Genomic DNA, 26140 nt, shown 5'->3' on the forward strand with positions numbered 1-26140 from the left:
GAAGCATAAATAATTGCTATTTTACCTGAATGATTACTAACTAAATCTGATTTTTTGGTTAACCAAGAAGCAATTTTGTGATCTTCATTATACTTATCAGAGCTTTTTCTATTCTAGTAAGACTTTGCTCTAATGAATTAAGATAATTTGCAAAATTTAAATGAGCTTTTTTTACCATATTAAACTCGATTTCATAAGAGGAAGATACACTTAAAGTATTTGTAAGTAATATTGCTTTAGCTATATAGCGATATAAAAAATACTCGCTCGTCAGAGGGTATGCTATAGCATCGATTTTTTTGGCTGCTTTAATCAATTTTTCAGATTGATCTAAATTATTTTTTAAAAATACTTGGGCTTTAGTAACCAGGGTACTAAACTCTAGTGAATGTATATCCCCTATATCATCTAGCATAGAATCAATAATATTCTTGTTTTCTATTCCTATTAGCTCCTGTAGCTTTATACATAAAAAATGATCTTGATTATTTATCTCTTCAAAACAATTGCTCCATTGAGAATGATCAATATTCTTATCTTGATACTTTCCTATAGTAGCTACTTTACTTAGCATTGTTTCTAAATATTGAGTATAAATAAAACTTTGATCTAGTGTCGTTAAATCTTTAAAATTTTTATCACAGAATCATATTTTCAATACCTCACCTAAATTAAAACTAGCAAGTGCTTTAGTAGTTTTCCATAACCTTACGCCTAAATTTGATATATCATTATAATATTTTATTATTACTTCTAGTTTATTACTCATAATTTTAATTAAATAAATATTAAAGTTAAAATAAAAAATATAGAAACCTCTTAATATTTATTTAAATCTTTTATTATGTAATCATTGATAATCTTCAATTATTTTATTATGAGATAACATTAAAACCACACACGGTCAACGCCAGTTTATGATAAGAGAGAAGAGTGCTGGGTTACAAAAGTTTTTAACCAAAAAAACAATAGTTGTGGACATAACATACCCTTTTTTATCTTCTATTTGCAACAGGACCTGATTAATGATATAAAAAATGTCAGTACCTGAATCGTTTATATTATAATGAGAATACTAGTAACAGGAGCTAACGGCTTTATTGGATCATATATTACAGCTGAATTATTAAAGAATAATTATGAAGTAATATGCTGTGTTAGAGATGTTGAATCTACCAGGAAAAAATTCCCTACTGCAGAAGTTATACACTGTGATTTTAATATAGACTTAAAACCACAAAGCTGGATAAATAGACTAAATAAAATAGATATAGTTATTAATGTATCAGGTGTATTAACGTCTAGCCATGCTAATAATATTGAAAATGTTCATGTCAATGGTCCAAAGGCTCTATTTAAGGCTTGCACCCTTACTAACGTAAAAAGAATTATTCATATTTCAGCTCTTGGAATAGATGATGAAAAAAACACTGCTTATGCTTTAACTAAAAAAGCAACTGAAGAATATTTAAAAAAATTAGAAAATATAGATTGGGTAATTTTACAGCCATCTCTTGTTTACGCAAGCGGTTATTACAGTGGTACCTCGCTATTTAGGGCTCTTGCAACATTACCGTATTTTATTCCTTTAATAGGTGATGGTTTACAATAATTTCAACCTATTCATATTGATGATTTAACGAAAGTAATTATTCACTGTATAGAAAGGGAAGGAAAAATCCACAAATTATTAAAAATAGTTGGACTAGACATAGTTACCATGAAGGATATCTTGCTTGGATTTAGAAGATGGCTTGGAGTTAATCCTGGAAGACTAATAAAAGTTCCTCTAATATTCATTAAAATAGCAGTTAAATTAGGGGATTTTCTAAAAATAGGACCCATTAATTCTACTGCGTATAATATGTTGCTTCAACCTAATATTGCTGATAAAAAAGATTTTATCGATTTTACTTCTATAATCCCTAGAAACTTGCAACAAGGTTTTGCAATCGAACCTTTAACCGTACAATCCATATGGCACGCTAGGCTTTATTTTTTAAAACCTATAATAAAAATTGTCTTAGGGCTATTTTGGATAATGACAGGAATTATTTCAAGCATTTTTGCTTATAATGCTAGTATGCAAATTATAATACCACTAGGATTTGATAAACAAATAGCACCTTACATATTATATGGAAGCTGCTTTACAGATATTATTCTTGGAATTCTACTAATTATCAAAAATAAAATAAGTAGGATATGTAGTTTACAAATTTTATTAATACTAGCTTATACTCTACTATTAACATATCCTAAGCCAATATTGTGGCTAGATCCGCTTGGTCCGATATTTAAAAATATTCCAATAATATTACTTACTTTAGTATTAATGGCTATAGAACGAGATAAATAATGGATTATCTTTTTATAAAAACTATTCATATTATTAGTTCTACCATTTTATTTGGTACTGGAATTGGTACTGCTTTTTTTATGTGGTGGGCAAATAAAACTGGTGATTTGAAGGCAAAGGCCTATGCAGCTCGCACTACAGTTATACTGATCTTCTTTTTACTACTCCAACTGTGATAATTCAACCGGTTAGCGGCATAATATTAGTAAATATGCTTGGCTATAATTATTCTGATTTATGGCTTACCTTAACTTATATCGGATACATAATTGCCGGTAGTTGTTGGCTTCCAGTGGTATGGATTCAAATTCAACTACGAAATATGGCACTTGAAGCATTAAAACAGTGAACTCCCCCTACCGGAAAAATATTATAAATTATTTAAATTATGGTTCTACCTAGGCTGGCCAGCATTTATCATTTTTTTCTTAATGGTATTTAAACCATTATAACACTAGTTTAGGATAAATTTTATTCTAAATTAGTGTTGTGTTGTCCCGTGGTCAAGCCGGCGTTGTTGCGTGGATACTACCCCGTCATTGCGAGCAGTCGTAGACTGCGTGGCAATCTCATGAAATAATAACAAACTCCTGAGATTGCTTAGTCAATTGCTATGCAATTTCCTCGCAATGACGAAAAAACCGATCCATGCAACAAAGCCTCGCAGGAATGACATAGAGAAGAAATAATATTTACGCCGGTATATCTTCAATAACCGGTTGTTTTTTGTTTGATCTTGTAGAAATGAGAGAGGTCATTATCGGTTCTACTAAGCCGTTAACTACCTCTTTTGCAATAGTAACACGCTGTTTTTTTAGCTCGGCAACTTTATACATACTATCAAGCAAAAGATGCTCAAGTATTGAACGCAGTCCCCTTGCTCCCGTCTTTTTAGCTAGAGCTTGTTCGGCAATAGCTTCTAGGGCTGAATCATCAATTACAAGCTCAGCATCATCAAGCTCGAATTGTTTCTGATATTGCTTTACTATAGCATTCTTAGGCTTAGTGAGAATTGTAATTAAAGCTTCTTTGTCTAGCTCATCTAAAGTAGTAATGATGGGTAACCTACCGATAAATTCAGGAATTAAACCGAATTTAGTTAAATCTTCAATCTCCAGGGATTTAAGAATCTCACTATTATTTTTCTCTTTATCTATATTTACGTTAGCTGCAAAGCCTATAGAACTATGATTAGTTCTTGAGGTTATAATGCTATCAATCCCCATAAAAGCACCACCGCAAATAAATAAGATATTTGAAGTATCTAACTGTAAGAAATCTTGTTGTGGGTGTTTCCTACCGCCTTGAGGAGGCACGGAAGCAACTGTTCCTTCCATAATTTTAAGTAATGCCTGCTGTACTCCTTCACCCGATACATCCCGTGTAATAGAAGGATTCTCCGATTTACGGGCAATTTTATCAACCTCGTCAATATAAATTATACCTTTTTGTGCTTTTGCTATATTAAACTCAGCTGCTATCAATAAGCGTAGTAATATATTCTCAACATCTTCACCGACATAACCGGCTTCCGTTAAAGAAGTAGCATCCGCCATAGTAAAAGGCACGTCTAAAATTTTAGCAAGCGTTTGAGCAAGTAAAGTTTTTCCTGAACCGGTAGGACCAATCAATAAAATATTCGACTTATTAAGTTCAACGTCATTATTGCCGGATTGTACATATTCAAGTCTCTTATAATGGTTATAAACCGCTACTGCTAAAATCTTTTTAGCTTGATCTTGCCCAACTACGTAATCGTTTAGAATTGCACATATTTTTTGCGGGGTTGGAATTGAAGAAGTAATTTGCTTTAAGGCAATTTTACTTTCTTCTTTCATAATATCCGCACATAAATCTATACATTCATCACAAATAAATACTGCAGGCCCTGCTATCAGTTTTTTCACTTCATGCTGTTTTTTACCGCAAAACGAGCAAACTAATTCTTTTTTATTAACTTCTACTACCATTAATTTTCTTTATTTATGTTTATACTTGTTGTCATCCCGCGACTTGATCGCGGGATCTTGTGTTATAGATTGCGTCCTGAGATCCCGCGATCAAGTCGTGGGATGACAAATATAATTCATAATACTCTTGCGTACATATAATAATCTTTATGCTCATTTGCAACTATTTCGTATTTTTTAAGGATTCCCTCCTTAGCGAAACCGCATCTCTCAAGAAGATTAATCGAACGCAAATTATCTGTAATAACTGTTGCTTGGACTCTTACAATGCCTATATAATCAGCAAATTTCAATATATTTTTTATAGATTTTAACATTATACCTTGACCCCAAAAATTAGGATCTAGATCATAACTTATTTCTGCTCTATGATGCTCTAGATTTATTATATTAAAACCGGCAGTACCTATTAATTTATTATCGTCTTTAAGGGCAATTCCCCAATAAAAGCTTCTATGATTTTTATATAAACTAGACCAATAACGTATTTCTTCTCTCGCTTCTTCTAAGTCTTTAGGTCTATTACTATCAGTTATATAAATAGCCATTTCCGACTTACTCATATAATTAAAATAATCTTGTGCATCATCTTCGACTAACGCACGTAAAACTATATCGTTTAAATCAAGTATGGGAAAAGGAACATATAAATATTCTCTATTTATCATACATATTCTTCTTTTCTTTGAAAAGTAGTATTTTTAAAGAAGAGTTAAAATAATGAGTAATACGAGAGCAACTTCAAAAAGAGCAAGGAATCCACAAGACGAGGAACGGAAGCCGTTACTTAATACGTGAGTACCGCAGTACTTGTAGTATGACATAGCCAATTTTTGAAGTTCTATCTAAGTATTAACATATTTAATCGGGTCTTGTATATTATTCTTTTTAAAAGCATCAAGCCTTATCATACAAGCAAGGCAATTACCGCAAGATAAATCATCTTCAGTAGGTTCATAACATGATATAGTATTTTTGTAATCTACACCAAGCTCAAGACCGGTTCTAATTATTTGCTCTTTAGTCATATCAATTAAAGGCGTATGAATAGTAATTTTTTTACCTTGTATTCCCATACTGGTTGCTAAATTCGCCATTTCTTCAAAAGATTTAATATATTCAGGACGACAATCAGGATAATTTGCCGAATCGCTTGTATGCACACCTATAAAAATGTCTTTTGCTCCTATTACTTCTGCAAAACCGAGTGCATAACTTAGAAACATCGTATTACGGGCAGGCACGTAAGTAACCGGCACATCTTCAGGTAGTTCGTTTACACCGTGATAATGCGGAACATCTATATTATCATCGGTTAAAGCAGAACCACCGAAAACTCGTAAATCTATATCAACAATCTTATGCTCCTTGACGTTATATTCTTTTATAAGCTCCTTAACTTTCCGAAGTTCTGCATTATTACGTTGTCCGTAATTAAAACTCATAGCATGAATTTCATAACCCATTTCCCTAGCTATTGCAAGAACCGTAGCAGAGTCCGCCCCGCCGCTAACCAAATTAACTGATTTTTTCATTGTTTACCGATAAAGTTAATTTTTGGGATACTAAAGCATTTAAACTAATTTTTGCTCTAAGTGCTTCAAGTGCTAAAGCTCGATGCACACGTTTATCTACTCTAACATTAAACTGCCCACTATACTCTTTCCTAGACGGTGCTAAGGGAATAGATTGATTATGACTTATATAACTTTCTTTCATTAAAGTCCAAGCTTGTTGTAATTCTTGCAGTGCTTCCCCCGGTGATCTTCCAAAAGCCGATACATTTGGTAGCTCTTCAAATCTTGCTATCCAATCTCCATCCGTATCTTTAAAAAGCTCTATAGTAAAACCGTCAAATTCATCATTTGTGTTCATCTTCATTTCCTTTTTCAAAGTTTAAAAATTGTCGAACTTGATATTCTTTTGCCATACTTCCAAAAGTTTGAATAGACAACCTATCTCCTTTTGGTGAGTACCAAATCTGATGACTACCTTTTTGCCTATCTTTAACCCAACCGCACTTGGTCATTAAAGTATGAAATTCAGAGAAACTTAATCCTTTAGGATTTTGTTTAGCTTTATTTATAAGTTTTATATACTGATTCATATTGTAACTATATATAGTTATAATATATAAGTCAAATATATATGTTAATACAATAAATATTCTTGACTAAATCTTTCTGATAATCTAAATTTACGTTGTTAATTTATGGCGGGTGTAGCTCAGTTGGTTAGAGCATCAGGTTGTGGTTCTGAGGGTCGCGGGTTCGAATCCCGTCACTCGCCCCATATTTTAGGGTTCCATACAATAAACTCCTCATTTTTTTCTTATGGATATCAAACTTTTATATAGACTGGCTAAATATTTAAGGTTCTATAAAAAAGACTTGATCATCGTTATGATCTCTTTACTTAGCGTATCAGCTTCATTATTACTAATCGGTAGTGTTTTTAGAAATTTAGTTGATAAAGGCTTGAGCAAAGACCATATTTTATCGGTTGATAAATCTATATTATATACTTGTTTATTAATTATCATCTTAAGTATTGCCAGCTTTTTCCGTTCATATTTTATCAATAATATTGCTGAAAAGGCAGTTAATCAAATAAGAAAAGAAGCTTATAGTAATTTAATTAATTATGAAATTGAAGAGTTTGAAGAATTAAAAATCGGCGATATAATTTCACGTTTAACAAATGATATAGATCAAATATCTACCCTAATTATTAATTTCTTATCTTTTTTTATTCGCAATTCAGTGATGCTAATCGGCAGTATTACATTAATGTTTTTTGAAAGCTTTAAACTCGCTTCCATAGTAATTATTACCATTCCTATCTTATTAATTCCTTTAATTAAATTCGGCAAGCATGTTAAGTCTTTATCTAAAAAAGCCTTGGAATCTAAGTCACTTTTAGCATCGGATATTGATGAAACTTTCAATAATATTAGAGCTATTTATGCTTTTAACCATCAAATAAACAAAATTGCCGATTTTGATACTAAATTACAAAACTATTTAATATACTGCAAAACCCGTTTAAAAATTCGTGCTTTATTCTTTGCGATTTCAATAGCCGTTATATTTCTTGCAATTACTTTAGTTGTGTGGATCGGAGCTTTGGATATAGTTAAAGGGAATTTATCCGCAGGTCAAATTATCTCGTTTATTTATTATGCAATCATTGCCGGAGTTAGCTGCGGCGGTATTTTTGAGCTGCTAAGCGAAATGCATTTACCTGTTACAGCCCTTGAGAGAATAATTACAATTATAGATAAGACACCTATAGCACATAATAATTATTTAGAATTAAATAATTCCGATCCGATCTCGATAGAATTTAAAAATGTCGATTTTACCTATCATTCAAGACCTAATTTAAGAATTATCAATAATATGTCTTTGAAGATAAATGCCAATAAGTTTGTTGGTATTATAGGTAGATCAGGTGCAGGAAAAAGTACTTTGATGCAGTTACTGCTGCGTTTTTACCGGCAAGAAAGCGGCACTATCCTTATTAACAATCAAGATATAACTCTTTTAAATCCTGCCAAAATTCGTAAATTAATTGCCTATGTTCCTCAAGAGGCTAGCATTTTTTCCGGAACTATAAGATCAAATATTGTATTCGGTAATAATGAAGCAAGCGACGACGAAATAAATGAGATAATAAAAATTACGGGAATAGAAGAATTTGCTGCTAAACTTCATGACGGGATAAATGCTAAAATCGGTGAAAGAGGGGTTAGATTATCAGGAGGACAGAAACAAAGAATAGCTATTGCTAGAGCATTACTACGCATGCCGCAAATTTTGCTTCTTGATGAGGCAATGAGTGCTTTAGATACGATGAGCGAACAGAAATTATTAAATGCTATAAAAAAAATAATGAAAGGGGAAATTATTATATCAATTGCCCATCGAATTAGTAGTATAGAATCAGCTGATTGTATTTTAGTAATAGATAAAGGAGGAGTAGTCGCTGAAGGATCACATAATGATTTATCTAAAAACTCAGAAATCTATCGCAATATTTGCAGAGAGCAGTTAACAATATAAAATATATAGATATACGAAGATCAATTTCAAAAAAGAGCAAGGAGTCCACAAGACGAGGAACGGAGCGTATACTTGATACGTGAGTACCGGAGTACTTGTAGGACGGACGTAGCCAATTTTTGAAATTCATCGAGTAGATAATTGATATATTTGTTACAATAAAAGTTCCTTAGTATAAAAAAATTTAAATGTTTAATATAATTTAGCTTGAAAGCTGCCGTGGCTTTGTTATAATTGTAATTACAAAACAAAAAAGGTTTACAAAATGAAAAATTTATTAAAGATTTTATTAATTCTAGCTTTCGCAAGCCCAGTATTTGCTTCATCAACGCAAATGCCTGACCCAGCTTCAGTTACAACAACCCAAATACAAGCTATGAGTACTGACGATCAACAAGCTTGGGTTGCGAGTTTAACAGCAGAGCAGTATAATATGTTAAGTCCTGATGTTCAAAAGTGGGTAATGGAGAATACTACCGATGCTCAAAAACAAGCTTTAGGAATTAATCAGTAATATTTTAATTAATTTTTAAATTGATATGACACTGTTAATAAAATAGCTTTAATTGATAATTAAAGAGATTTTTTAGCGAAAGTTAATAAGATTTTTGCAGGAATAGTGTTCCTATTTCAAAAAAATCTTATAATTTTGCAGCAAAAAAGAATTTAGTTAGCTTTAAAATTATTTTGTTAACAGTGTCATATGTTAGGAATAATTATTCTTAATATATCACTAGAGGTTTCTGCTTTCACTTCCTTTCAGTCTTCCTGTTATCGTGTCATGTATATACTCCTGATAAATAAAAATTGCTAGACGGGTATAAATATTCATTTATTCTTTCTTTAGTAAAACAATATACTAATTATTGTAAGCTATAAGAATATAGAAAGCTAATTTATTGTGTGGCTTTGCTGTCATTCCCGCGTCCTTATTTATGTCATTCCTGCCAAGGTGTTGTTGCGTGGATCAGTTTTTTCATCATTGCGAGGAAATTTACAATAATAAATTGACGAAACAATCTTGAGAAGAATTCCTGAGATTGCCACGCTCACTAATGTTCGCTTGCAATGACGACTTGGTATCCATGCAATAATGCCTAGCAGGGATGACATCGAGCAGGCTTTCGGATTCAACAATACTTTGCTAAAACAACCTAAAACTAACAATTACTTATGAAATTACTTATTACCGTAATCATCATGGAAATACTCGCTGGAGCGGAAATAGATTTATTTGTTCCAAGTTTCCCTGAAATACAAGATACATTTAACCTTTCAACTTTTATGACGGAACTACTACTCGGTGTAAATCTAACCGCTTATTGTATTACTTCGCTTATAGTCGGTAATTTAGGAGATAGGTACGGACGCAGACCGATTATTATACTCGGTTTACTGATTTTTAATCTTGGTAGTTTATTTTGTGTATTTGCAAATAATTATGAAGCTATATTATTTGGAAGATTTTTGCAAGGATGTGGGATATCATCGGTTGCAGTGCTAATATATGTTGTTCTTGCCGATATTTATTCGGTACAAGAACAGCAAAGATTAATGGGCATTTTAAACGGCACTATTGCCCTTTCTATGGCAATAGCACCGGTTATAGGTAGCTACGTCAATTTATTTTGGGGCTGGCGTGGCAATTTTGTTTTGTTGCTTATAGTAGGCTTGATCAGTCTAATTCTTGGTATATTATTTATTCCAAAAAGAGCAGTTAATAAAAAAATACGTATTTCTTTAAAAGAATATATACCTATCTTCAAATCGCCAAAAGCTATATATTATATACTTACAATGATATTTCTTGCACAAGGATATTGGATATTTATCGGGATTGCTCCTATTTTATATATGCAAGATTTAGGTGTAACTTTAGAATATTTCGGATTTTATCAAGGAGCAATGGCAGCTCTATTCTCAATTATGAGCTTTTCAAGCGGTTATTGCTTTAAAAAATTCGGTATTAGAAATTGCTTCTATTTTGGAGTTATGTTTATAATACTATTCTTACTAGGAAATAGCATATTAGTTGTATATAATATTAATAATCCTTTAACCATAACAATAGTTACTTTATTATTATCTCTTGGCGTGATATATCCGATTAACATATTATGGCCGTTGCTTTTAGAAGCTATTCCGGACGGTAAAGCTCGTATGACGGCTATTTTCACTGCGGCTAGATTGATTTTAACAGCATTTGGGCTGCAATTAGTAGGATTTTTATATAACGGTACTTTTACCCCTCTTGGCATTACTATATCCATTGTTACGCTATTTGGGTTAGTAACATTACCTAAATTATTTAAGTACGATAAAGTCTTTGAGATTTCTAGTAACGTGTAGATGTCTTTATGTCATTCCTGTGAAAGCATTGTTGGGTGGATACCAAATCGTCATTGCGAGCAGCCATAGGCTGCGTGGCAATCTCATAAAATAATAACAAACTCCTGAGATTGCTTCGTCAATTACTTTGTAATTTCCTTGCAATGACGAAAAAACTGATCCACGCGGGAATAATATAGAAACGGATGTAAGAAAAAATAAAAAAATGATCAATAACAATTTTATCTTCAAGATAGCTTTCAGATATTTTAGAGCTAAGAAAAACGAAAAGTTTGTTTCTATTATTTCTGCCTTTTCTTTAGTAGGCGTAATGATTGGCGTTGCAGCACTGATAGTCGTAATGTCCGTTATGAACGGTTTTCATATAGAGCTTACTAAAAATATTATCGGGTTAAATGGGGATATAGTGATAAATCGGCAAGGTGGTAGTATTGATAACTATGAAGAGATTAAAGCCAAACTCCTAAAACAAGATTATGTAAAGCATGTAACATTCATTGCTCACGGTCAAGCTTTAGCTATTGGTAAAAGTAATAATAGCGGTGTGCTTGTTAAAGGTATGAAATTAAAGGATCTAAGTTTAAGAAATGAAATTTTTAAAAATGTGAATTTCGGTAGTTTTGATAATTTTCATGGCAAAAACGTAATAGCACTCGGAGAACAATTAGCAAGCAATTTAGGCGTAACCGTTGGGGATAAGATTAGATTAATTTCACCGAATTCAGTTTCTACCGCCTTTGGCAGTATGCCAAGATCAAAAGAATTTAAAGTTATCGCAATTTTCAATAGCGGTATGTATGATTATGATTTGACAACGATATTAATGCCGCTTACCGCAGCACAAAATTTCTTATCTCTTGGCGACGATATTAATTTAATCGAAATTAATAGTCTAGATCCTGATAAAGCTCTCGCATATTCATATAAAATACAATCATTATTAGGTCCAAACCTATACGTATTTAATTGGCAAACCTTAAATTCACAATTTTTAAGTGCCCTTGCTGTTGAACGTACGGCTATGTTTACTATTCTATCTTTAATTATTACGGTTGCCGCATTTAATATTATTTCGAGCTTATTTATGCTTGTTAAAGATAAAACTTCAGATATTGCAATTCTTAGAACTATGGGAGCAAGCACTAAGCAAATAATGCTTATTTTTATCTATAACGGAATGTTTATAGGATTGCTTGGCACAACACTAGGTGTAATCCTTGGTGTTACCTTTTCTTATAATATTCAAACTATCAAGAATTATTTGGAGCGTATAACCGGTACTAAAATTTTCGAGGCAGCTATTTATTTTCTTTATAGTTTACCTTCAAAAGTAAGAGCTGAAGATATTATTTTAATTACCTCTTTATCTATAATATTGTGTTTTCTTGCGACAATTTATCCTTCTTATAGAGCCTCAAAATTAAATCCCGTGGATGCCCTAAGATATGAATAATACAGTCCTCATTCTAAAAAATATCTCAAAACATTACAGCCAAGGCAAAACTATTGTTAGAGTACTCGATGATCTTAATTTAACGGTTAATGAAGGTGAATTAATCGCTATAATAGGTTCTTCAGGTAGCGGCAAATCAACTTTACTACATATTGCCGGCTTGCTTGATAAACCTACAAACGGTCAAGTCATCATACCAAATAGCAAGTATCAGAAATATCATCTCATTCGTCTTCATTATTTAGGTTTTATCTATCAACAACATCACTTACTTAAAGATTTTACCGCTCTTGAAAATGTTATTATGCCAAGGCTTATTAGCAGTCTTGATCAAAAAGAAGCAATAGAAGATGCAACAAAGATATTAGATGATCTAGGGCTTGGGACAAAACTCTATAATATGCTCGGAGAATTATCGGGAGGAGAACAACAACGGGTCGCTATAGCTCGAAGCTTAATTAATAAGCCGAAAATTATTTTAGCAGATGAGCCGACAGGTAATTTAGACCCCAAAACTACAAATGAAGTATTTAATTTATTTTTAAAAGTAGCAAGAGAACAAAATACCGCCGTTATTATGGTAACACATAACCATGAGTTAGCACATAAAATGGATAAATTATATAAGCTAAAGCACGGATTATTAAATATAGCTTGATTTAAAGCTCGAAAATTCTAATAATTATATTTAATATTCTTTAATAAAGGTTAGTAATGGCTGAGCCTATTATATTTACTCTTTTACTTGGCAATAAAGATCAGATATTAGAGAGCATAAACAATCAGGAAGCTCAAAATAAACTGCCTATTATCCCGCTACAAGTTAATAAAGAATCGCATATATCCGATAAAGAACGTATTTTTTCGGAGATCTTAGAAAAATCTCACCAAGAGGACAAAACACCGATTTTTAACATTCAACTTAACAATAATAATGTAAAACCAATTTTTCGGGTCCAAGATTTAATTAATTTACAAAATTTAAATATAAAAACTACTATTACTTTTGATCAATATAATTCATTAACCCAAAATCCTGAACTAGAAGCTTACTGGAAGCAAATTATGGAAAAAGTTGATCATGTTTTTTTTACAAATGAAGCAGATCAAAATTTAGCTATAGCCGATGGTATAGTACCAAAAGATAAAACCACTACAATTACGGATATAAGTTTAGTAACATCTGTTTTTAATAATCTTGTATATGATCGTGAAATTGACTAGTTGCTCTTCGGTACGATACCTGACAAAGCAAAATTAGACAAACTAATAAAAACAGCTAAAAATCAAGGTGGTAGAGTAATTATAGAAACTTGGCCTATCTCCACGGATGAAGCAATAAATCTTATAACTGCTAAATTCGGTATTAACTCTGAAGATCAAATTTACGGATTGAAACTCGAAATTCATGAAATCTTAAAAGATCCAAATAATACTGCTGAAAATTTTAAAAAATATGTATCACAAATATCCAGGCAATTTCAAAAAGATTTAGGTAAAGCTGAGGTACAATCCTATTGACTTTAATTTTAATACAAAGAAAGTTATGAAGAATAGACCTGAGGATATACAAAAAGAACAAGCAACGTCATATGAACCTCCAAAAGAAAACTAACCACAACTGCAAAGTTTTTTTAGAAGAGTTTTTAACTATTTTAAAGATATAGTAACTAGTTTTCTTGACACAAAAGAAGAACCTAAAACTCTAGTAACCCCAACCACGGAAGCAAAGCCGACAATAACAGAAGAATCACTAACTACTGTTGCATCTTCTATAAATCCACCGCAACAGCATGCTTCTAAAAGCTCTCCGGTTATAGGTTCAAGCTCAAGTCAAAAAGCACAAAGCAAGATAAGCCATTTGGTATGACAGAGCAAGACTATAAAGCGATGAGGGCTGCTAGTACTACTTTGCACCATGATAATCCAAGTAATGATATTAATATTAATGATTTTAAATATGATCTTTCACAAGAAGATCTCAATAACATAAAAAAACCTAAATATTGGTATACTGAGAATGATATTGTAAATATCTTGACAGCAGCGTTAAATGACAAAAAAGTTTCAATACAACCGGCTATAACTTTAGCAAATACAGTAGTTAAGGAAGAAATGTTTAGAGATCTTACCATAAAAGGTGAAGAGAAAGAGAGAGTCTTAACAGACCAAAGCAATGTTTAAAGATGCTCCGGAAGTAGAACGAAACAACGTTTTAAAAGACCTTGAGGCTAGAGAAAAAATAATTACTCTACCGGGGGGGATGAGGAACGTGAAAAACAGAGTAATACACTATTAAAAGAAATAGAATCTAAACAAAAAATTAACACGGATGTTTTAAAAATAGAGCTGCTAAAGATATACAAGAAAATAGGAAAGAATGTGCAGTGATACCGGTAGAGATGGGTACCAGACATTGGTGTAATTTATTTATGACTCATAGTAAAGAAGATAATCAAACTGTTATAACTTTTAATGATTCTTTCGGGCATCCTATAGGTAGTAATAATAATATATTACCTGATACAATAAATAAAGCATTTGAAAATAAAAGACCTCTGCTTGTTATTGATAAACAAATCAAGCAGCAAAATAATAATTTTGATTGTGGTCCTTATTCCGTGGAAACTATGATTAGAAAAGCTAACGGTCAGCCAATTCTTACTGAAAGCGATCGGAGTTAAGAGAAAAAGCATGCACAGATCGTTATCGATAAACAGCAAGCTAGGGAAGCGGCGAGTCAAGCAAAGGCAAATCCTTTACATAATCAAGTGATAAATTTCAGAATATGGTTAGTCAAAGAAAAAATGATCCATCGATAAGACGCTAATATACTCGTGTGAGAAGAGATAATATACGAAGATCAACTTCAAAAAGAGCAAGGAGTTCAAAGTCCTCGGAACGCAGCGTATACTTAATACGTGAGAACCGAAGCTCTTGTAGAACGACATAGCCAATTTTTGAAGTTCATCGAGTATATTAAAAAAACATTAGGCAAAATCTATAATTACTAATATAATTATTTATAGTTAATTTATATTTTAACAAAGAATGACTACCATACTTGTGATCGTTATTATAATAATGATCGCCTTATCTGCTTTGTTCGCCGCTACTGAAACTGCTATTACCGCTTCTTCCCCAGGGAAGATTCATAAGCTTAAAATCGCCGGTAATAAGCGTGCTAAAACAGTTTTAGAGGTTCTTAAGAAAAAAGAAAAGGTCATAGGAACTTTACTAATAGGTAATAGTTTAATCAATACTGTTTGTACCACTATTGCTACTACTCTCTTTATTAGCTTTCTTGGAGATAATGGGCCCATTGTTGCTTCCGGCGTTATGGCTTTTATAATTATTGTTTTTGCCGAAGTAGTACCGAAAGCAATAGCCGTTGCTAAACCTGAACAATTAGCATTAAAAATGGCTTCAACTATCGTAATATTTTTAAAGCTTTTCAAACCTATTAATATTGCTCTTGATTACATTACAAAAATATTTTGCTTCATATTTCGTATTAATTTAAATCCTCAAATATCAGGAACGGAAGAAGTAAGAGGCGTGATTGAGCATTACCATCAAGAAGGCGGAGTTTATAAATCCGATCGTAATATGCTCGGCGGGATATTAGATATACGTAATATGACGGTATCGGAAATTATGACTCACAGAAGTAGTATTATAGCCCTTAATATCGATCTACCTCATGAAGTAATAATTAAAACTTTATTATCGGGTACTCATACACGTATACCTTTGTGGCAAGATAATAGAGATAATATAATAGGGATTCTCAATCTAAAAGATTTGCTTAAAGCATTATACGAAAATAATAATGATGCAAAAAAAGTTGATATTAATAAACTTCTAACCCCACCTTGGTTTATCCCTGAGAATGCACTTGTAGTAGACCAGTTACATGCATTTAGAGAACGCAATAATCATTTTGCTTGTGTTGTAGATGAGTATGGTACTCTACTAGGTATTATTACTCTTGAAGATGTTATAGAAGAAATCGTAGGACCCATTACTGATGAACATGATAGGCTTAATAATGAAATTATCAAGAAGTCTAATACCGAGTTCATTATAAAAGGAACTACGACTATTAGAGATATTAACCGAGAACTTGATTGGAATTTATCGGATGAGGATGCAAACACTATAGCAGGATTAATAATCCATAAAATTGCTAGAATTCCAAATCAAGGAGAAGTAATTGAAATATTTAATTTAAAGGTAATTATTTTAAAGAAAATTGCCAATAAGATTGATAGCATAAAAATTACCGTATTACCTACTACCGAGGAAACAATAAGCAGTGAGTGAAATCGGTAATTTTTTACTGCTAACAACGATGTGTTTAAGTGGGATGTTGGTTGTTGTTAGTTTATCAAAACGTCATTGCGAGCGACTAAAAGGAGCATGGCAATCCAGGAAAAATAACTTTACTGGATTGCTTCGTCAAAACTTACAGTTTTTCCTCGCAATGACGGATGCGAATAATCTCTGCTACCCTTTCTACATGGCTGCTTCATGTGCTATACTTGCCTTTTTTACCCTAGTCTATGCTTTTATTATCTCTGACTTTTCACTACAAAATGTTTTCTTAAATTCCAGTACTTTAAAACCTTTAATATATAAAATAGCCGGTAGTTGGTCGAGCCACGAAGGCTCAATGTTATTATGGTTTTGTTTATTACAAATCGTTAGTTGCTGTTATATATTTTTACTTGAAGATAACCGGCTTAAATTTTTATCTATTATTATTCTATCAGCCATACAATTATTTTTTAGCAGTTTTATTTACTTTACCTCCAATCCTTTTAACGTGTTTTCTTTCGTTCCTAAAGAAGGGTTAGGCTTAAACCCGATGCTACAAGATATTGCCTTGAGCATCCACCCTCCTCTGCTTTATTTAGGCTATGTTAGCTATGTAGTACCGTTTACTATTGTTTGTGCCTCTATGTTATTACGTCTCTCTATGTCATTCCCGCGTAGGCGGGAATCCAGTAAAAATTTTATAAAAGAAGAGCTGGATTCCCGCCTACGCGGGAATGATATAGGACTTCTCAAAACATTTTCCAATATCGGCATCTTATTTACTACTATCGGAATTAGTCTCGGTTCTTGGTGGGCATATAGAGAACTCGGCTGGGGTGGATTTTGGTTTTTCGATCCGGTAGAGAATATTTCGCTATTTCCTTGGTTATCCGGAATTATGCTTCATCATTCTATAATGGTTACTATCAAAACAAACTGTATAGACTGCTTGCAGAATGAAGCTAATAAAGAGGAATTTGAAGGAGACACGGAACGCAGCACCGCAGCGTACAAAAAAGTATGTGAGGATGCGAGTACCGGATCGACGTATAAATTACCTTTAGAAGCGAGTTATGCAAGGGGGCTAATGCAAAGTTGGATGATAATTTTATCTATCGTTACTTTCCTATTGGTAATATTTAGTACTTTTTTAGTACGATCCGGTTTTATTACCTCAATTCACTCTTTTGCATTCTCACCTGAGAGAGGAATATACTTGCTTGGAATATTTTTGATTATGGGAATTGGTAGTATTGGGCTATATACTACAACGTCATTGCGAGGAAATGCATTAGCATTGACGAAGCAATCTCAGGAAATTAGCCGAGATTGCTACAGCTACTTTCGTGGCTTCGCAATGACGGATTGTGGAAACGGCATACTCCTCGGCAATATATTTTTCCTACTTAGCCTTATTGTGCTAATAGCTGCCACACTTTATCCGCCAATTCACTCTTTATTCGACGATAAACCTATTATTATTAGTGAAACATTTTTTGTTAATAATTTTATTATATTCGTTATCCCTATTCTTTGTACCATAGGATTATTTACTACCAGAAGCTCTATTAAAAAACATATTATAATTCTAATATTATCTCTAATAATTACTTATTTAATATCATTAAAAGTAATATTTAGTGTTATATCGATTTTAACTATAATCGCATCTATATTTCTTATGCTTCATAATGTTCATTATCTTTTGGTCAAAACTAATTATTTTAGAAATAGACTTAAAGCAAGTAACTCTAGTATGATACTTGGGCATTTCGGTTTTGCACTGATTAGCTTTAGTATCACTATGAATGCATTATTACAAAGCGAAATGGATTTTACCGGCAGAGTAGGAACAAGTAAAACATTTAACGAATTTAAAGTAACATTGCAAAATGTTAAGTTTGCTCAAGGTAAAAATTATTATAGACAAATCGCTGAATTTTGGCTTGAGGATCATAGCCGTAATATAACTATATTAAAACCGGAAAATAGGCTTTATATAGTTGAAAAGAGTTTATCGCAAGAAAGCGATATATACTCTTACTTATCATATGATCTTTACGCAGTTTTAAGTAATATAGACGGCGATATAATCCATGCTAAAATATATTATAAGCCAATGATGAGCTTTATTTGGCTTGGAATTATTCTTACCGCTTCCGGCTTTTTTATTGCACTAATCAGAAAAAATTCTAGCTAATGTGATATTTTGTTGCATGGATTGGTTTTTCCGTCATTGCGAGGAAATTACATAGTAATTGACAAAGCAATCCAGTAAAAAATTCTGATTTACAGAATTTTTTTATTATTTTTTATGGATTGTCACGCTCCTTACAGTCGCTTGCAATGACGACTTGGGTATCTACACAACAACATTAATAATTCGAGTCCTCACTTTAAGGTTTAAAATTTTTATACTATTTGGATGATCAGCTCCGAATTTTTCTATTTGATTATTACGGAATTTTTCATATTTTCTTTATAGTGATTCCAATATATATTTTCAGCAGTAGCATAAGCATCTACCGCCTCCTCATTTTGATTAAGTAACACTAGTGCATCCCCTTCAGCAACAAACGTTTTTGCTAAATCTATATCCGGTGATATAATAACCTCTTTATTAGGTCTAGTTGGATCATTAAAGAAAATTGCTTTAGCTTTTTTGGCGTATTCTAGAGCTTCGGTAACATCACCTAAACCTAGTTTTGCTCTTGATTTTTGAGTAAAAATGCGTCCAAATACTTGGTTTTCTTCTTTTTTACTTAGTTTATTCATGTCATATACTTGTTCTAATAAGGAAAGAACTTCCTGATATTTCTTAAGATTATTTAATATATCTACTTTAATGAGATATGAACCGGTAAGAAATAAATCTTGAGGTTTCATCCCATTTTCGATACAAACATTTATAGTATCGTCAATTCTTCTTAATGCTTCATAATTTTTACCTTGGATATTAAATAATTTAGCTTTTGCATAATATATAGTTGCTATGTCAGTTTGATCTACTAGATTTTGATTGAATATATCTTCCATCATTTGGATATTTTTTTCTGCCTCCTCTAGATTTCCTAGCTGAATATTGGATATAGCCAAGCCGAAAACTACATTACATTTTATGGAATCATATCCTTTCACTTCATCAAACACCTGCTTAGCTTTCGTGTCATATTCAATTGCTTTTTTAGGATCTGATCAAGTTCTATAATACCACCCTATGCGTCCTAAATATGCAGCATAAGCAAATTTTTCTTCATTATTCATTGTCCATAATTTAAATTTACCTTTTTGATCGTTTTTATCAAACCAATTTACTAATTTTTTTGAGTTATATAAATCGGAAGAATTAGCATATTGTATTAATAAATTTAATTTTAACTCTAAAATTTTATATATCGATATATCGTATTTTTCTGCATTTTTTGTAATTATCTCAATATTATCCGATATAGTTTTAGCATTTCTAAAAATACGCCCCTTTACTAAACTTTTAGGTATAGAATTTAAAAGATTAGTAACACTATGTTCAAGATATTCTTTATTTCCTTTATCTCCATTTATTTGTAATATTTTTTTAGCTATAACATCATGCATTTCAAATATCGGATTAACTTCATTAGGCTCAATATTAGAGATCAAAGCAAATTTAGAAAGCTGATAAATATCATCATCTAGACTATTCTTATCTTCAGTAATAGAATTTAATAATTCTTTTGAAAAACCTTGATTATTAAGCAATGCTATCCCATCTAATAATCTCTTGGCACTAGGCTTTAATTCATTGCTAACAAGTTTTATATTTATCTCAATTTTGTCCTTAGAGGATTTTATCTTTTTCTTGTATTCCTCTAAGTTTAAACCTTGTATTTGATTTAATATTTGTGCTCCTTGAACTACGAGAATCGGATAACCTACAAATTCTTGAGTCAAAACATTTATTAATTCCGGATTTTTATTTTCCAATATATTTTTTGCAAGTAATGCAGCTTCCGGCTTAGTGAAAGCGTTTGCTTTGATTATGTTAGACAATAATTCAGCATCCTGGGAGCAAACTATAATATTATCATTATACTCCCAATTAATAAAATCCTCTATTTTCTTATTCTCACCTATTTTTAAATTATCAAACACCAATAACCATTTATCTTTATTTGCTAGATAAACCATTAAATCTTTCCTCATCACTGCCATATCTTCTGAAATCACCGGTGATTTTACCCCGGTATTAATAGCTTTAGATAATTTGAACAATTGCTGCTCTATATTTAGATTACAATTTACAGAATTTTTTTATTATTTTTTCTAGATTGCCACGCAATCTTAGACTGCTCGCAATGACGACTCGGTATCCACACAACAATGCCTCGCGGGGATGACATATAAGCCGTCGTCGGAATGTCTACGAAAATAAACAAAAATTGGGATATAGAATAGAAAAAAGCCCTCTTTTTTCAAAGAGGGCTTTTTTCTTGAGGAACTTATAAACTTGCTAATCGGGAGCGATTAGAAGTTTACACGGACTTTTAGAGTACCTTGATGTGCAGTATATTTACTTGCAATCTGAGCATCGTAACCGATTCCGTATTCCATCTTAGCATCAGGTCTTATGCTTGCACTTAAACCTAAATTATAAGATGTTTTAGCAGTTCTGTCAGGCTGGCTGATGAACGGAGTAACTTGTCCGTCTAACACAGACTGAGTTTTAGATAATCTACCGTTTACTTTGTGAACCACAAAAGCGTGAGCTTCCGGATATACCGCAAGATCAGTTATGTTCATAGTACCGCCAGCTACTTTAGCACCTACTATTAAATCAGTTCTATCGCTAAACTTGCTGTTAACTTGCTTGTTTGCAACTGTTGTACCGGTTTCTTTATAGTTTTCGTCAGAAGACTTTAAGTAGCTAAGTCCTGCCATTGGAGTTACTAACACACCTTGCATTGCATTGTAATCATAACCGACCATTAAGTTACCGCCGAATGTCATGTTATCGTAATTACCGGCAGCAATTTGCTTGCTCATATTACCATTAGCATCGAAGAAGTAACGCTGACTTTTGTTCTTCACTTGGTTTAAGCTAAATATTGCACTACCTTGAGCAAAGAAGTTCTTAACAAGCTGCTGGGCACCGTATAGAGAGAATGAGAAACCGTTAACGTCGGTTTTATCACCTTTCTTATAATCTTGGTGTTTTATATCAGTTTTAGTGATACCGACAGCAGCACCGATCATTAAGTTATCGTTAGCTAGCATATCTAAACCGATTACGACACCGGTGGTTTTAGCTTTATAACCAGCTAAACCGCCTTTCTTACTTTGATGTGCATCAGTATAGAAAGGTTTTGCCCATATACCGTAAGCTACATTGTCAACAGCTTCATCACCTGCAGCAACCGCAGCCGGTACTGCTCCAGCTTCAGGCCCAGTCATTTCAGCAGTTTCAGGAGTACCTAAATATCTAAGCGCACTTAATCTGTTACCAAGTTGAGCTTGGATATCTTTAGCTATATCTAATTGTGCATTAGTTACGGCTGCACTTGTATCGGTAGTAATAGTTCCGACAAAGTTAGCAGAATCAGCACTATTTTTAGCTAAAAGAAGATTATTATATGCTGCGGTATTAGTTGCATTTACAAATGTTGTAACGTTCTGACCTACACCAGGTGCACCTCCAAACGGACCATTTGCGATATCATTAGTAACTACGTTTGCTGCATCGTTAGTACGGGTTACCACATAATCTTGATTAGCAGCACGTATTAAACCGTAATTTACGAAACGATTACTTCCGGTTACAGCAAAGTTAGGATCTCTTAAAGTACCGTTGAAACGAGCACCGCCTTCAATTAAGGTATAGTATTTTGTACCGCTGAAATTTGCACTGGCATTATCTTGTACGTTAATGGTTGTGGTTCCTATAGTTGTTACATTAACTTGAGCACCTTCCGCAATAACGATATGACCTATATTACCGTTTGATACTGTTAACGTTGTGCTAAGAGAAGTATTACTTCCCCATGTTGAAGTACCGCTTTCAAATGTTAAGGTATTTGTTACAAGATTAATATTACCATTAATAGCAGTTGTGTCGCCACCTAAAATTATATTCGACCCAGCAACATTTAAGTTAACATTACCAAAATTGGTGGCTGTAGAATATATATTTCCTTGTAATTTTTCTAATGAACCGGCAGGACCCGTAAATTTTACAGAAGCTACAAGAGCATTAGAGCTACCGATATTACCTACAGCTGCACTACCTAAATAAGTTACAGTACCGTTATTAGCTTTAGCTGTAGCAACCATACTTGTAGCAGTAGAGTTTGTACCGTCAACAAAAATTACATTAGAGTTACCATTAGCACTTCCAAGGGTAATTTTACCGTCGAAATCTTTTCCGGCTATACCGCCTGTAGTAACAGTTAAACCGTCATTAATTGTTGCGTTGGTTGCAATAATACTACCTAAGTTGTTATAGTTTGTAGTAAACGTTACTTGTTTTAACTTTGGTGTACCGTTACCAATACCTAAACTGTAAATTGTACCAGGGGTATTAGGAACACCGCCGCTAAGAGTCACAGTACCTTGATTATCGTTTACAGTACCGATACCTGCATATAATGTAGTAGCATTAACGATTATGCCGTTATCACTTCCAAGACCTAGACCTATGATATTATCTTGATCACCGATTACTTGACCGTCAGCGATTACACTATCAATACCTGAAACAATCACTCTAGGAACATTAAAGTCACCTTCCGGACCATTACCTACTGTACTTTTAATTGTTAAAGGAATTGTGTTGCCTGCGTCGTTAAATGGAAGACCGCTAGGTAAGAATAAACTTGTACCTAAACTTGCATCTGCAAAAGCAATTGTATCAGTCACCACACCAGGATTAGCTGCATTACCGGTTTGATTAATCACTACATTACCGGAACCAGACACTGTTATTTGCTTTAATGCATCAACAACCCCAGCTTGTTTTTGTACTGTTACGGTAATAAGATCAGCATTAACGAACTTTACTATACCGGTATTATCGGCAGATGTGACAAAATCTGTAGTATAATTACCACCGATTTGTAAGGTAGAATTAGCTTCAATTGTAGTTTCACCGTTAAATATTGCGTTACCTAAGAAGTAAGCCGTAGTACCGTTATCTAATTCTACAGTATTAAACTTATTACCTTGCTGCCCACCGACTGTACCGCTTACTATATTTGTTCCACCGGCATTAAAGACGAAAGAACCTGTGTTAGCATCGGTAGTAGTAATATTAGTAGCATATAAATTTACACCTTTACCAACATTTAATAGAGTATCAGCATTAGCTCCTTTAGATCCAAAATTAATTTCAGAAAGTGGGTTTGCAGCACTACCTAAATTTGTACCGTCTGCAAGAGTTGTATTATTAGCTACAACAGGATTAAATGTTATTTTACCTTGACCGGCAGCATTTGTAGTTTTTGTTATTAAATAAGTGTTGTGAGCGAATTGTACTGAACCGTTATTTCCAATAACTAACTCATTAATAGCAACATTACCGCTATTTAAAGCTGTTTTACTTGAACCAATCTTTAATTGACCAAGAGCCACATTTTGAGCTGGATTATTTATAATATCAACAATACCGATTTTACCTGCGATAGTTAAAGTTTGATCATTTGTTAATGCACTTCCGTCAATTATACCTTGCTTATCGGTAGTTATAATATCAGAAGCAATTAATATAGGATCTGTAGTATTAGTTAAAGATAACGTCTCATTAGCTGCAAAATTAATACCGTTATTAGGAGCACTTTGAACCTTAACAGTGTTTCCGCCGTAAGATAAATCCTTACCGCCTAAATTAATATTTTTGATAGTTTTACCAAGATTACCACCAGCAGCAATATCAACACCTATACCGCCGTTAATAGTTGCATTACCGGTTAAAACGATTGTACCATTACCATTTCCCTTTGTATTTATGATATCACCGGTTATGGTTGTACCTTCTTCTAAGGTGAGAGTATTATCTTGTATATCAGCTAAAGATATATTTTGAGCCTTAATTGAGCTACCTTGCTTTAAAGTGAAGTTTGTAGCAGCACCATTATCGTCATCTGCTAAATCAACAAGTTTTAAAGCGTTATTAGCACCGATATTACCGTTAATAGCGTAATTTGTACCATGTAATTTTAATATACCGGTATTAGCTGTAGCAGTATTGACATTTTGAATAAAAAGAGCGTTTGTAGCATTTATAGCTGCTTTATGTACTATTAAACTATCATCGGTTTCAAAATTAATTGTAGCTAAACTATTACCGTCAGCACCGATATTACCGGTAACTGTTACATCACCGCCATTAACACTGAAACCGCCTTGGTTATTAGTCCCGCTAGTATTAAGTATATTACCTGTTACAGCATGATCTTGTGTTGTAAATTTAATTAAGGAACCAGCACTAGTTAAATTAATAGCTTGAGCAGTAAAAGTACCGCCACCGCCATTGTTTCCACCTTGGAACGTTAACTCTCCAGCAACATTAACCGCAGCTATAGCATTATTAGCACCTATATCTGTACTAACCGCGGAATCACCTAAGAAATTTACCGTACCGTCATTAGCAGCTTTACCGTCAATAGATATATTATTCACTGCAGTAATACCGGTTATATTAACTCCATCTGCAACATTTAATATAGAACCGTTGTCCAAACTTACACTACCGGCTCCAACAGTACCATCAAACTTAGTATTTGCGTTCAAAGTAGCCTGTGCATTTCCAGTTAGGGTAAGACCCTGTATACCGTTATTATTACCGATTGTACCGTTAAATATAGCTATATTTCCGTTATCAATATTAATTATACCTTTACCTGCAGCAGTACCATTAAAAGTAGCAGTATTACCGAAAATAGCTGTTTTAGTACCGTCTGCACCGTTAGCGGCAAGGCTAACTTTGAATACAGCAGCAGCATCTACAAAATTAACAGGTCCGAGGTTAGTGTAAGTATTTACAGGAAAAGCTGCAACTCCAGGAGCACCATTTAAAGTTAAGGTATTTCCTGCAATATTAACTGTTAATAATTGACCTGCAGTACCGGAAACAGAACCAATAGCTATATCTGCACCGTTAACTGCAAAAACACCGTTTTGTAACATGTTAATCGAACCGAAAAGTACTGTAGCATTACCACCGTTATCATTTCCTCCGGTAGCCGTAGCAGTGCAAGGACCGCCTGCTTGTACAACATAAGTTAAAGAATCACCTGTTACTATCCCAGGAATACCAACAACATCTAGATTAACGTTTGCGTTAATATCGCGATTAGCAGCACCCATAGCTGAGCCTGCAAAGCCGGCTACTATGGTAGCTGTGGAAGCAGTTACCAATCCTGCAGAAATTAATTTTTTTAGAAAATTTGGTTTTTGAGCCATATTTTTTTCCTATATTTAAGTTAAAAATTTAGTACCTAGTATTATACAATATAACCGGCTACAGGCAAAAATTACCCGCACCGAACAAGAAAATAACCTAATATTTTGTTTCAATAGTTTCTAAACTATGGGCTGAGCATACTATATATTGTATATAATTACAAGCATCGCCATAGTTTTTTTATAAAGTTTT

21 protein-coding genes, 1 tRNA gene and 4 pseudogenes are annotated in these 26140 nt (G+C 33.0%); 15 read left to right on the forward strand and 11 right to left on the reverse strand.

The annotated features are described in order from the left end of the window. Positions 1 to 58: 58 nt before the first annotated feature. Positions 59 to 574, reverse strand: coding sequence for a hypothetical protein (locus AB1146_RS00935; protein ID WP_232203666.1), 516 nt, complete (start codon positions 572 to 574; stop codon positions 59 to 61). Between the two features lie 72 nt (positions 575 to 646). Continuing rightward, entirely contained in the window at positions 647 to 769 is a 123-nt protein-coding gene (locus AB1146_RS00940) for a hypothetical protein (protein WP_269472988.1), read from the reverse strand. A 297-nt stretch (positions 770 to 1066) separates the two neighbouring features. On the opposite strand from AB1146_RS00940, the gene AB1146_RS00945 reads away from it, so the two are divergent. The 4 genes and pseudogenes from AB1146_RS00945 to AB1146_RS00960 all read left to right on the forward strand — a co-directional run. Further along, on the forward strand, positions 1067 to 1612 hold the full coding sequence (locus tag AB1146_RS00945; protein WP_010421518.1) for an NAD-dependent epimerase/dehydratase family protein: 546 nt from the start codon (positions 1067 to 1069) through the stop codon (positions 1610 to 1612). Between the two features lie 108 nt (positions 1613 to 1720). After that, positions 1721 to 2359 (forward strand): oxidoreductase, encoded by a 639-nt coding sequence (locus tag AB1146_RS00950; protein WP_010421516.1) that lies wholly within the window; start codon positions 1721 to 1723, stop codon positions 2357 to 2359. Further along, positions 2359 to 2708 (forward strand): annotated as a pseudogene (locus tag AB1146_RS00955) (DUF2269 family protein). The gene AB1146_RS00950 and the pseudogene AB1146_RS00955 overlap by 1 nt, the downstream one beginning before the upstream one ends. 13 nt (positions 2709 to 2721) lie before the next feature. After that, positions 2722 to 2811: pseudogene (locus tag AB1146_RS00960) on the forward strand (DUF2269 domain-containing protein); the annotation flags it as partial. Between the two features lie 240 nt (positions 2812 to 3051). On the opposite strand, the gene clpX reads toward AB1146_RS00960, so the two are convergent. The 5 genes from clpX to AB1146_RS00985 form a co-directional block, all read right to left on the reverse strand. Continuing rightward, positions 3052 to 4329, reverse strand: coding sequence for an ATP-dependent Clp protease ATP-binding subunit ClpX (gene clpX / locus AB1146_RS00965; RefSeq protein ID WP_010421514.1), 1278 nt, complete (start codon positions 4327 to 4329; stop codon positions 3052 to 3054). 116 nt (positions 4330 to 4445) lie between these two features. Then, a complete protein-coding gene (locus AB1146_RS00970; protein ID WP_010421512.1) occupies positions 4446 to 4997 on the reverse strand; it encodes a GNAT family N-acetyltransferase in 552 nt (183 codons plus the stop codon). A gap of 177 nt (positions 4998 to 5174) precedes the next feature. Continuing rightward, positions 5175 to 5864 carry a 7-cyano-7-deazaguanine synthase QueC gene (gene queC, locus AB1146_RS00975; RefSeq protein WP_010421510.1) on the reverse strand — a complete coding sequence of 230 codons (690 nt, stop codon included), beginning with the start codon at positions 5862 to 5864 and terminating at the stop codon, positions 5175 to 5177. Continuing rightward, positions 5848 to 6204, reverse strand: coding sequence for a type II toxin-antitoxin system HicB family antitoxin (locus tag AB1146_RS00980; RefSeq protein ID WP_010421508.1), 357 nt, complete (start codon positions 6202 to 6204; stop codon positions 5848 to 5850). Before AB1146_RS00980 ends, queC begins: the two co-directional genes overlap by 17 nt. Further along, on the reverse strand, positions 6191 to 6358 hold the full coding sequence (locus tag AB1146_RS00985) for a type II toxin-antitoxin system HicA family toxin (RefSeq protein ID WP_332252577.1): 168 nt from the start codon (positions 6356 to 6358) through the stop codon (positions 6191 to 6193). The genes AB1146_RS00980 and AB1146_RS00985 overlap by 14 nt, the downstream gene beginning before the upstream one ends. A gap of 186 nt (positions 6359 to 6544) precedes the next feature. Between AB1146_RS00985 and AB1146_RS00990 the strand changes: the two genes are divergently transcribed. The 11 genes and pseudogenes from AB1146_RS00990 to AB1146_RS08475 all read left to right on the forward strand — a co-directional run bounded on the left by AB1146_RS00990 (position 6545) and on the right by AB1146_RS08475 (position 18715). Continuing rightward, positions 6545 to 6621 (forward strand) — tRNA-His (locus AB1146_RS00990). A gap of 41 nt (positions 6622 to 6662) precedes the next feature. Further along, positions 6663 to 8393 (forward strand): ABC transporter ATP-binding protein, encoded by a 1731-nt coding sequence (locus AB1146_RS00995; RefSeq protein ID WP_029374752.1) that lies wholly within the window; start codon positions 6663 to 6665, stop codon positions 8391 to 8393. 265 nt (positions 8394 to 8658) lie between these two features. Next, the gene (locus AB1146_RS01000) at positions 8659 to 8907 is read left to right on the forward strand and encodes a DUF2673 domain-containing protein (RefSeq protein WP_010421500.1); all 249 of its coding nucleotides are present in this window, start codon (positions 8659 to 8661) and stop codon (positions 8905 to 8907) included. Positions 8908 to 9566: 659 nt separating this feature from the next. Next, complete coding sequence (locus AB1146_RS01005) at positions 9567 to 10742, forward strand: multidrug effflux MFS transporter (RefSeq protein WP_010421497.1); 1176 nt, start codon at positions 9567 to 9569, stop codon at positions 10740 to 10742. A 205-nt stretch (positions 10743 to 10947) separates the two neighbouring features. Beyond that, complete coding sequence (locus AB1146_RS01010) at positions 10948 to 12195, forward strand: lipoprotein-releasing ABC transporter permease subunit (protein ID WP_010421494.1); 1248 nt, start codon at positions 10948 to 10950, stop codon at positions 12193 to 12195. Then, a complete protein-coding gene (locus AB1146_RS01015; protein ID WP_010421491.1) occupies positions 12188 to 12853 on the forward strand; it encodes an ABC transporter ATP-binding protein in 666 nt (221 codons plus the stop codon). The genes AB1146_RS01010 and AB1146_RS01015 overlap by 8 nt, the downstream gene beginning before the upstream one ends. Before the next feature lie 56 nt (positions 12854 to 12909). Continuing rightward, positions 12910 to 13994, forward strand: a pseudogene (locus tag AB1146_RS01020) (hypothetical protein); the annotation flags it as partial. Positions 13995 to 14061: 67 nt separating this feature from the next. Then, positions 14062 to 14379 carry a hypothetical protein gene (locus tag AB1146_RS01025; RefSeq protein WP_029374751.1) on the forward strand — a complete coding sequence of 106 codons (318 nt, stop codon included), beginning with the start codon at positions 14062 to 14064 and terminating at the stop codon, positions 14377 to 14379. Positions 14380 to 14597: 218 nt separating this feature from the next. After that, complete coding sequence (locus AB1146_RS01030; protein WP_029374750.1) at positions 14598 to 14879, forward strand: hypothetical protein; 282 nt, start codon at positions 14598 to 14600, stop codon at positions 14877 to 14879. A gap of 367 nt (positions 14880 to 15246) precedes the next feature. After that, positions 15247 to 16521 (forward strand): HlyC/CorC family transporter, encoded by a 1275-nt coding sequence (locus AB1146_RS01035; protein ID WP_010421488.1) that lies wholly within the window; start codon positions 15247 to 15249, stop codon positions 16519 to 16521. A gap of 349 nt (positions 16522 to 16870) precedes the next feature. Further along, positions 16871 to 18715, forward strand: a complete 1845-nt coding sequence (locus AB1146_RS08475) for a cytochrome c-type biogenesis CcmF C-terminal domain-containing protein (RefSeq protein ID WP_029374749.1) — start codon at positions 16871 to 16873, stop codon at positions 18713 to 18715. Between the two features lie 23 nt (positions 18716 to 18738). On the opposite strand, the pseudogene AB1146_RS08480 reads toward AB1146_RS08475, so the two are convergent. From AB1146_RS08480 to ompB, 4 genes and pseudogenes are all read right to left on the reverse strand, one after another. Further along, a pseudogene (locus AB1146_RS08480) lies at positions 18739 to 18827 on the reverse strand (lytic transglycosylase domain-containing protein); the annotation flags it as partial. A 133-nt stretch (positions 18828 to 18960) separates the two neighbouring features. Further along, a complete protein-coding gene (locus AB1146_RS01055; RefSeq protein WP_232203664.1) occupies positions 18961 to 19665 on the reverse strand; it encodes a hypothetical protein in 705 nt (234 codons plus the stop codon). A 45-nt stretch (positions 19666 to 19710) separates the two neighbouring features. Continuing rightward, a complete protein-coding gene (locus AB1146_RS01060) occupies positions 19711 to 20766 on the reverse strand; it encodes a hypothetical protein (protein WP_232203663.1) in 1056 nt (351 codons plus the stop codon). A 252-nt stretch (positions 20767 to 21018) separates the two neighbouring features. Continuing rightward, positions 21019 to 25947: an outer membrane protein OmpB gene (ompB, locus tag AB1146_RS01065; RefSeq protein WP_010421481.1), complete on the reverse strand. Its 4929-nt coding sequence runs from the start codon at positions 25945 to 25947 to the stop codon at positions 21019 to 21021. Positions 25948 to 26140 lie beyond the last annotated feature (193 nt).

Origin of the sequence: Rickettsia helvetica (assembly GCF_963970025.1) — a bacterium.
GTDB lineage: Bacteria > Pseudomonadota > Alphaproteobacteria > Rickettsiales > Rickettsiaceae > Rickettsia > Rickettsia helvetica.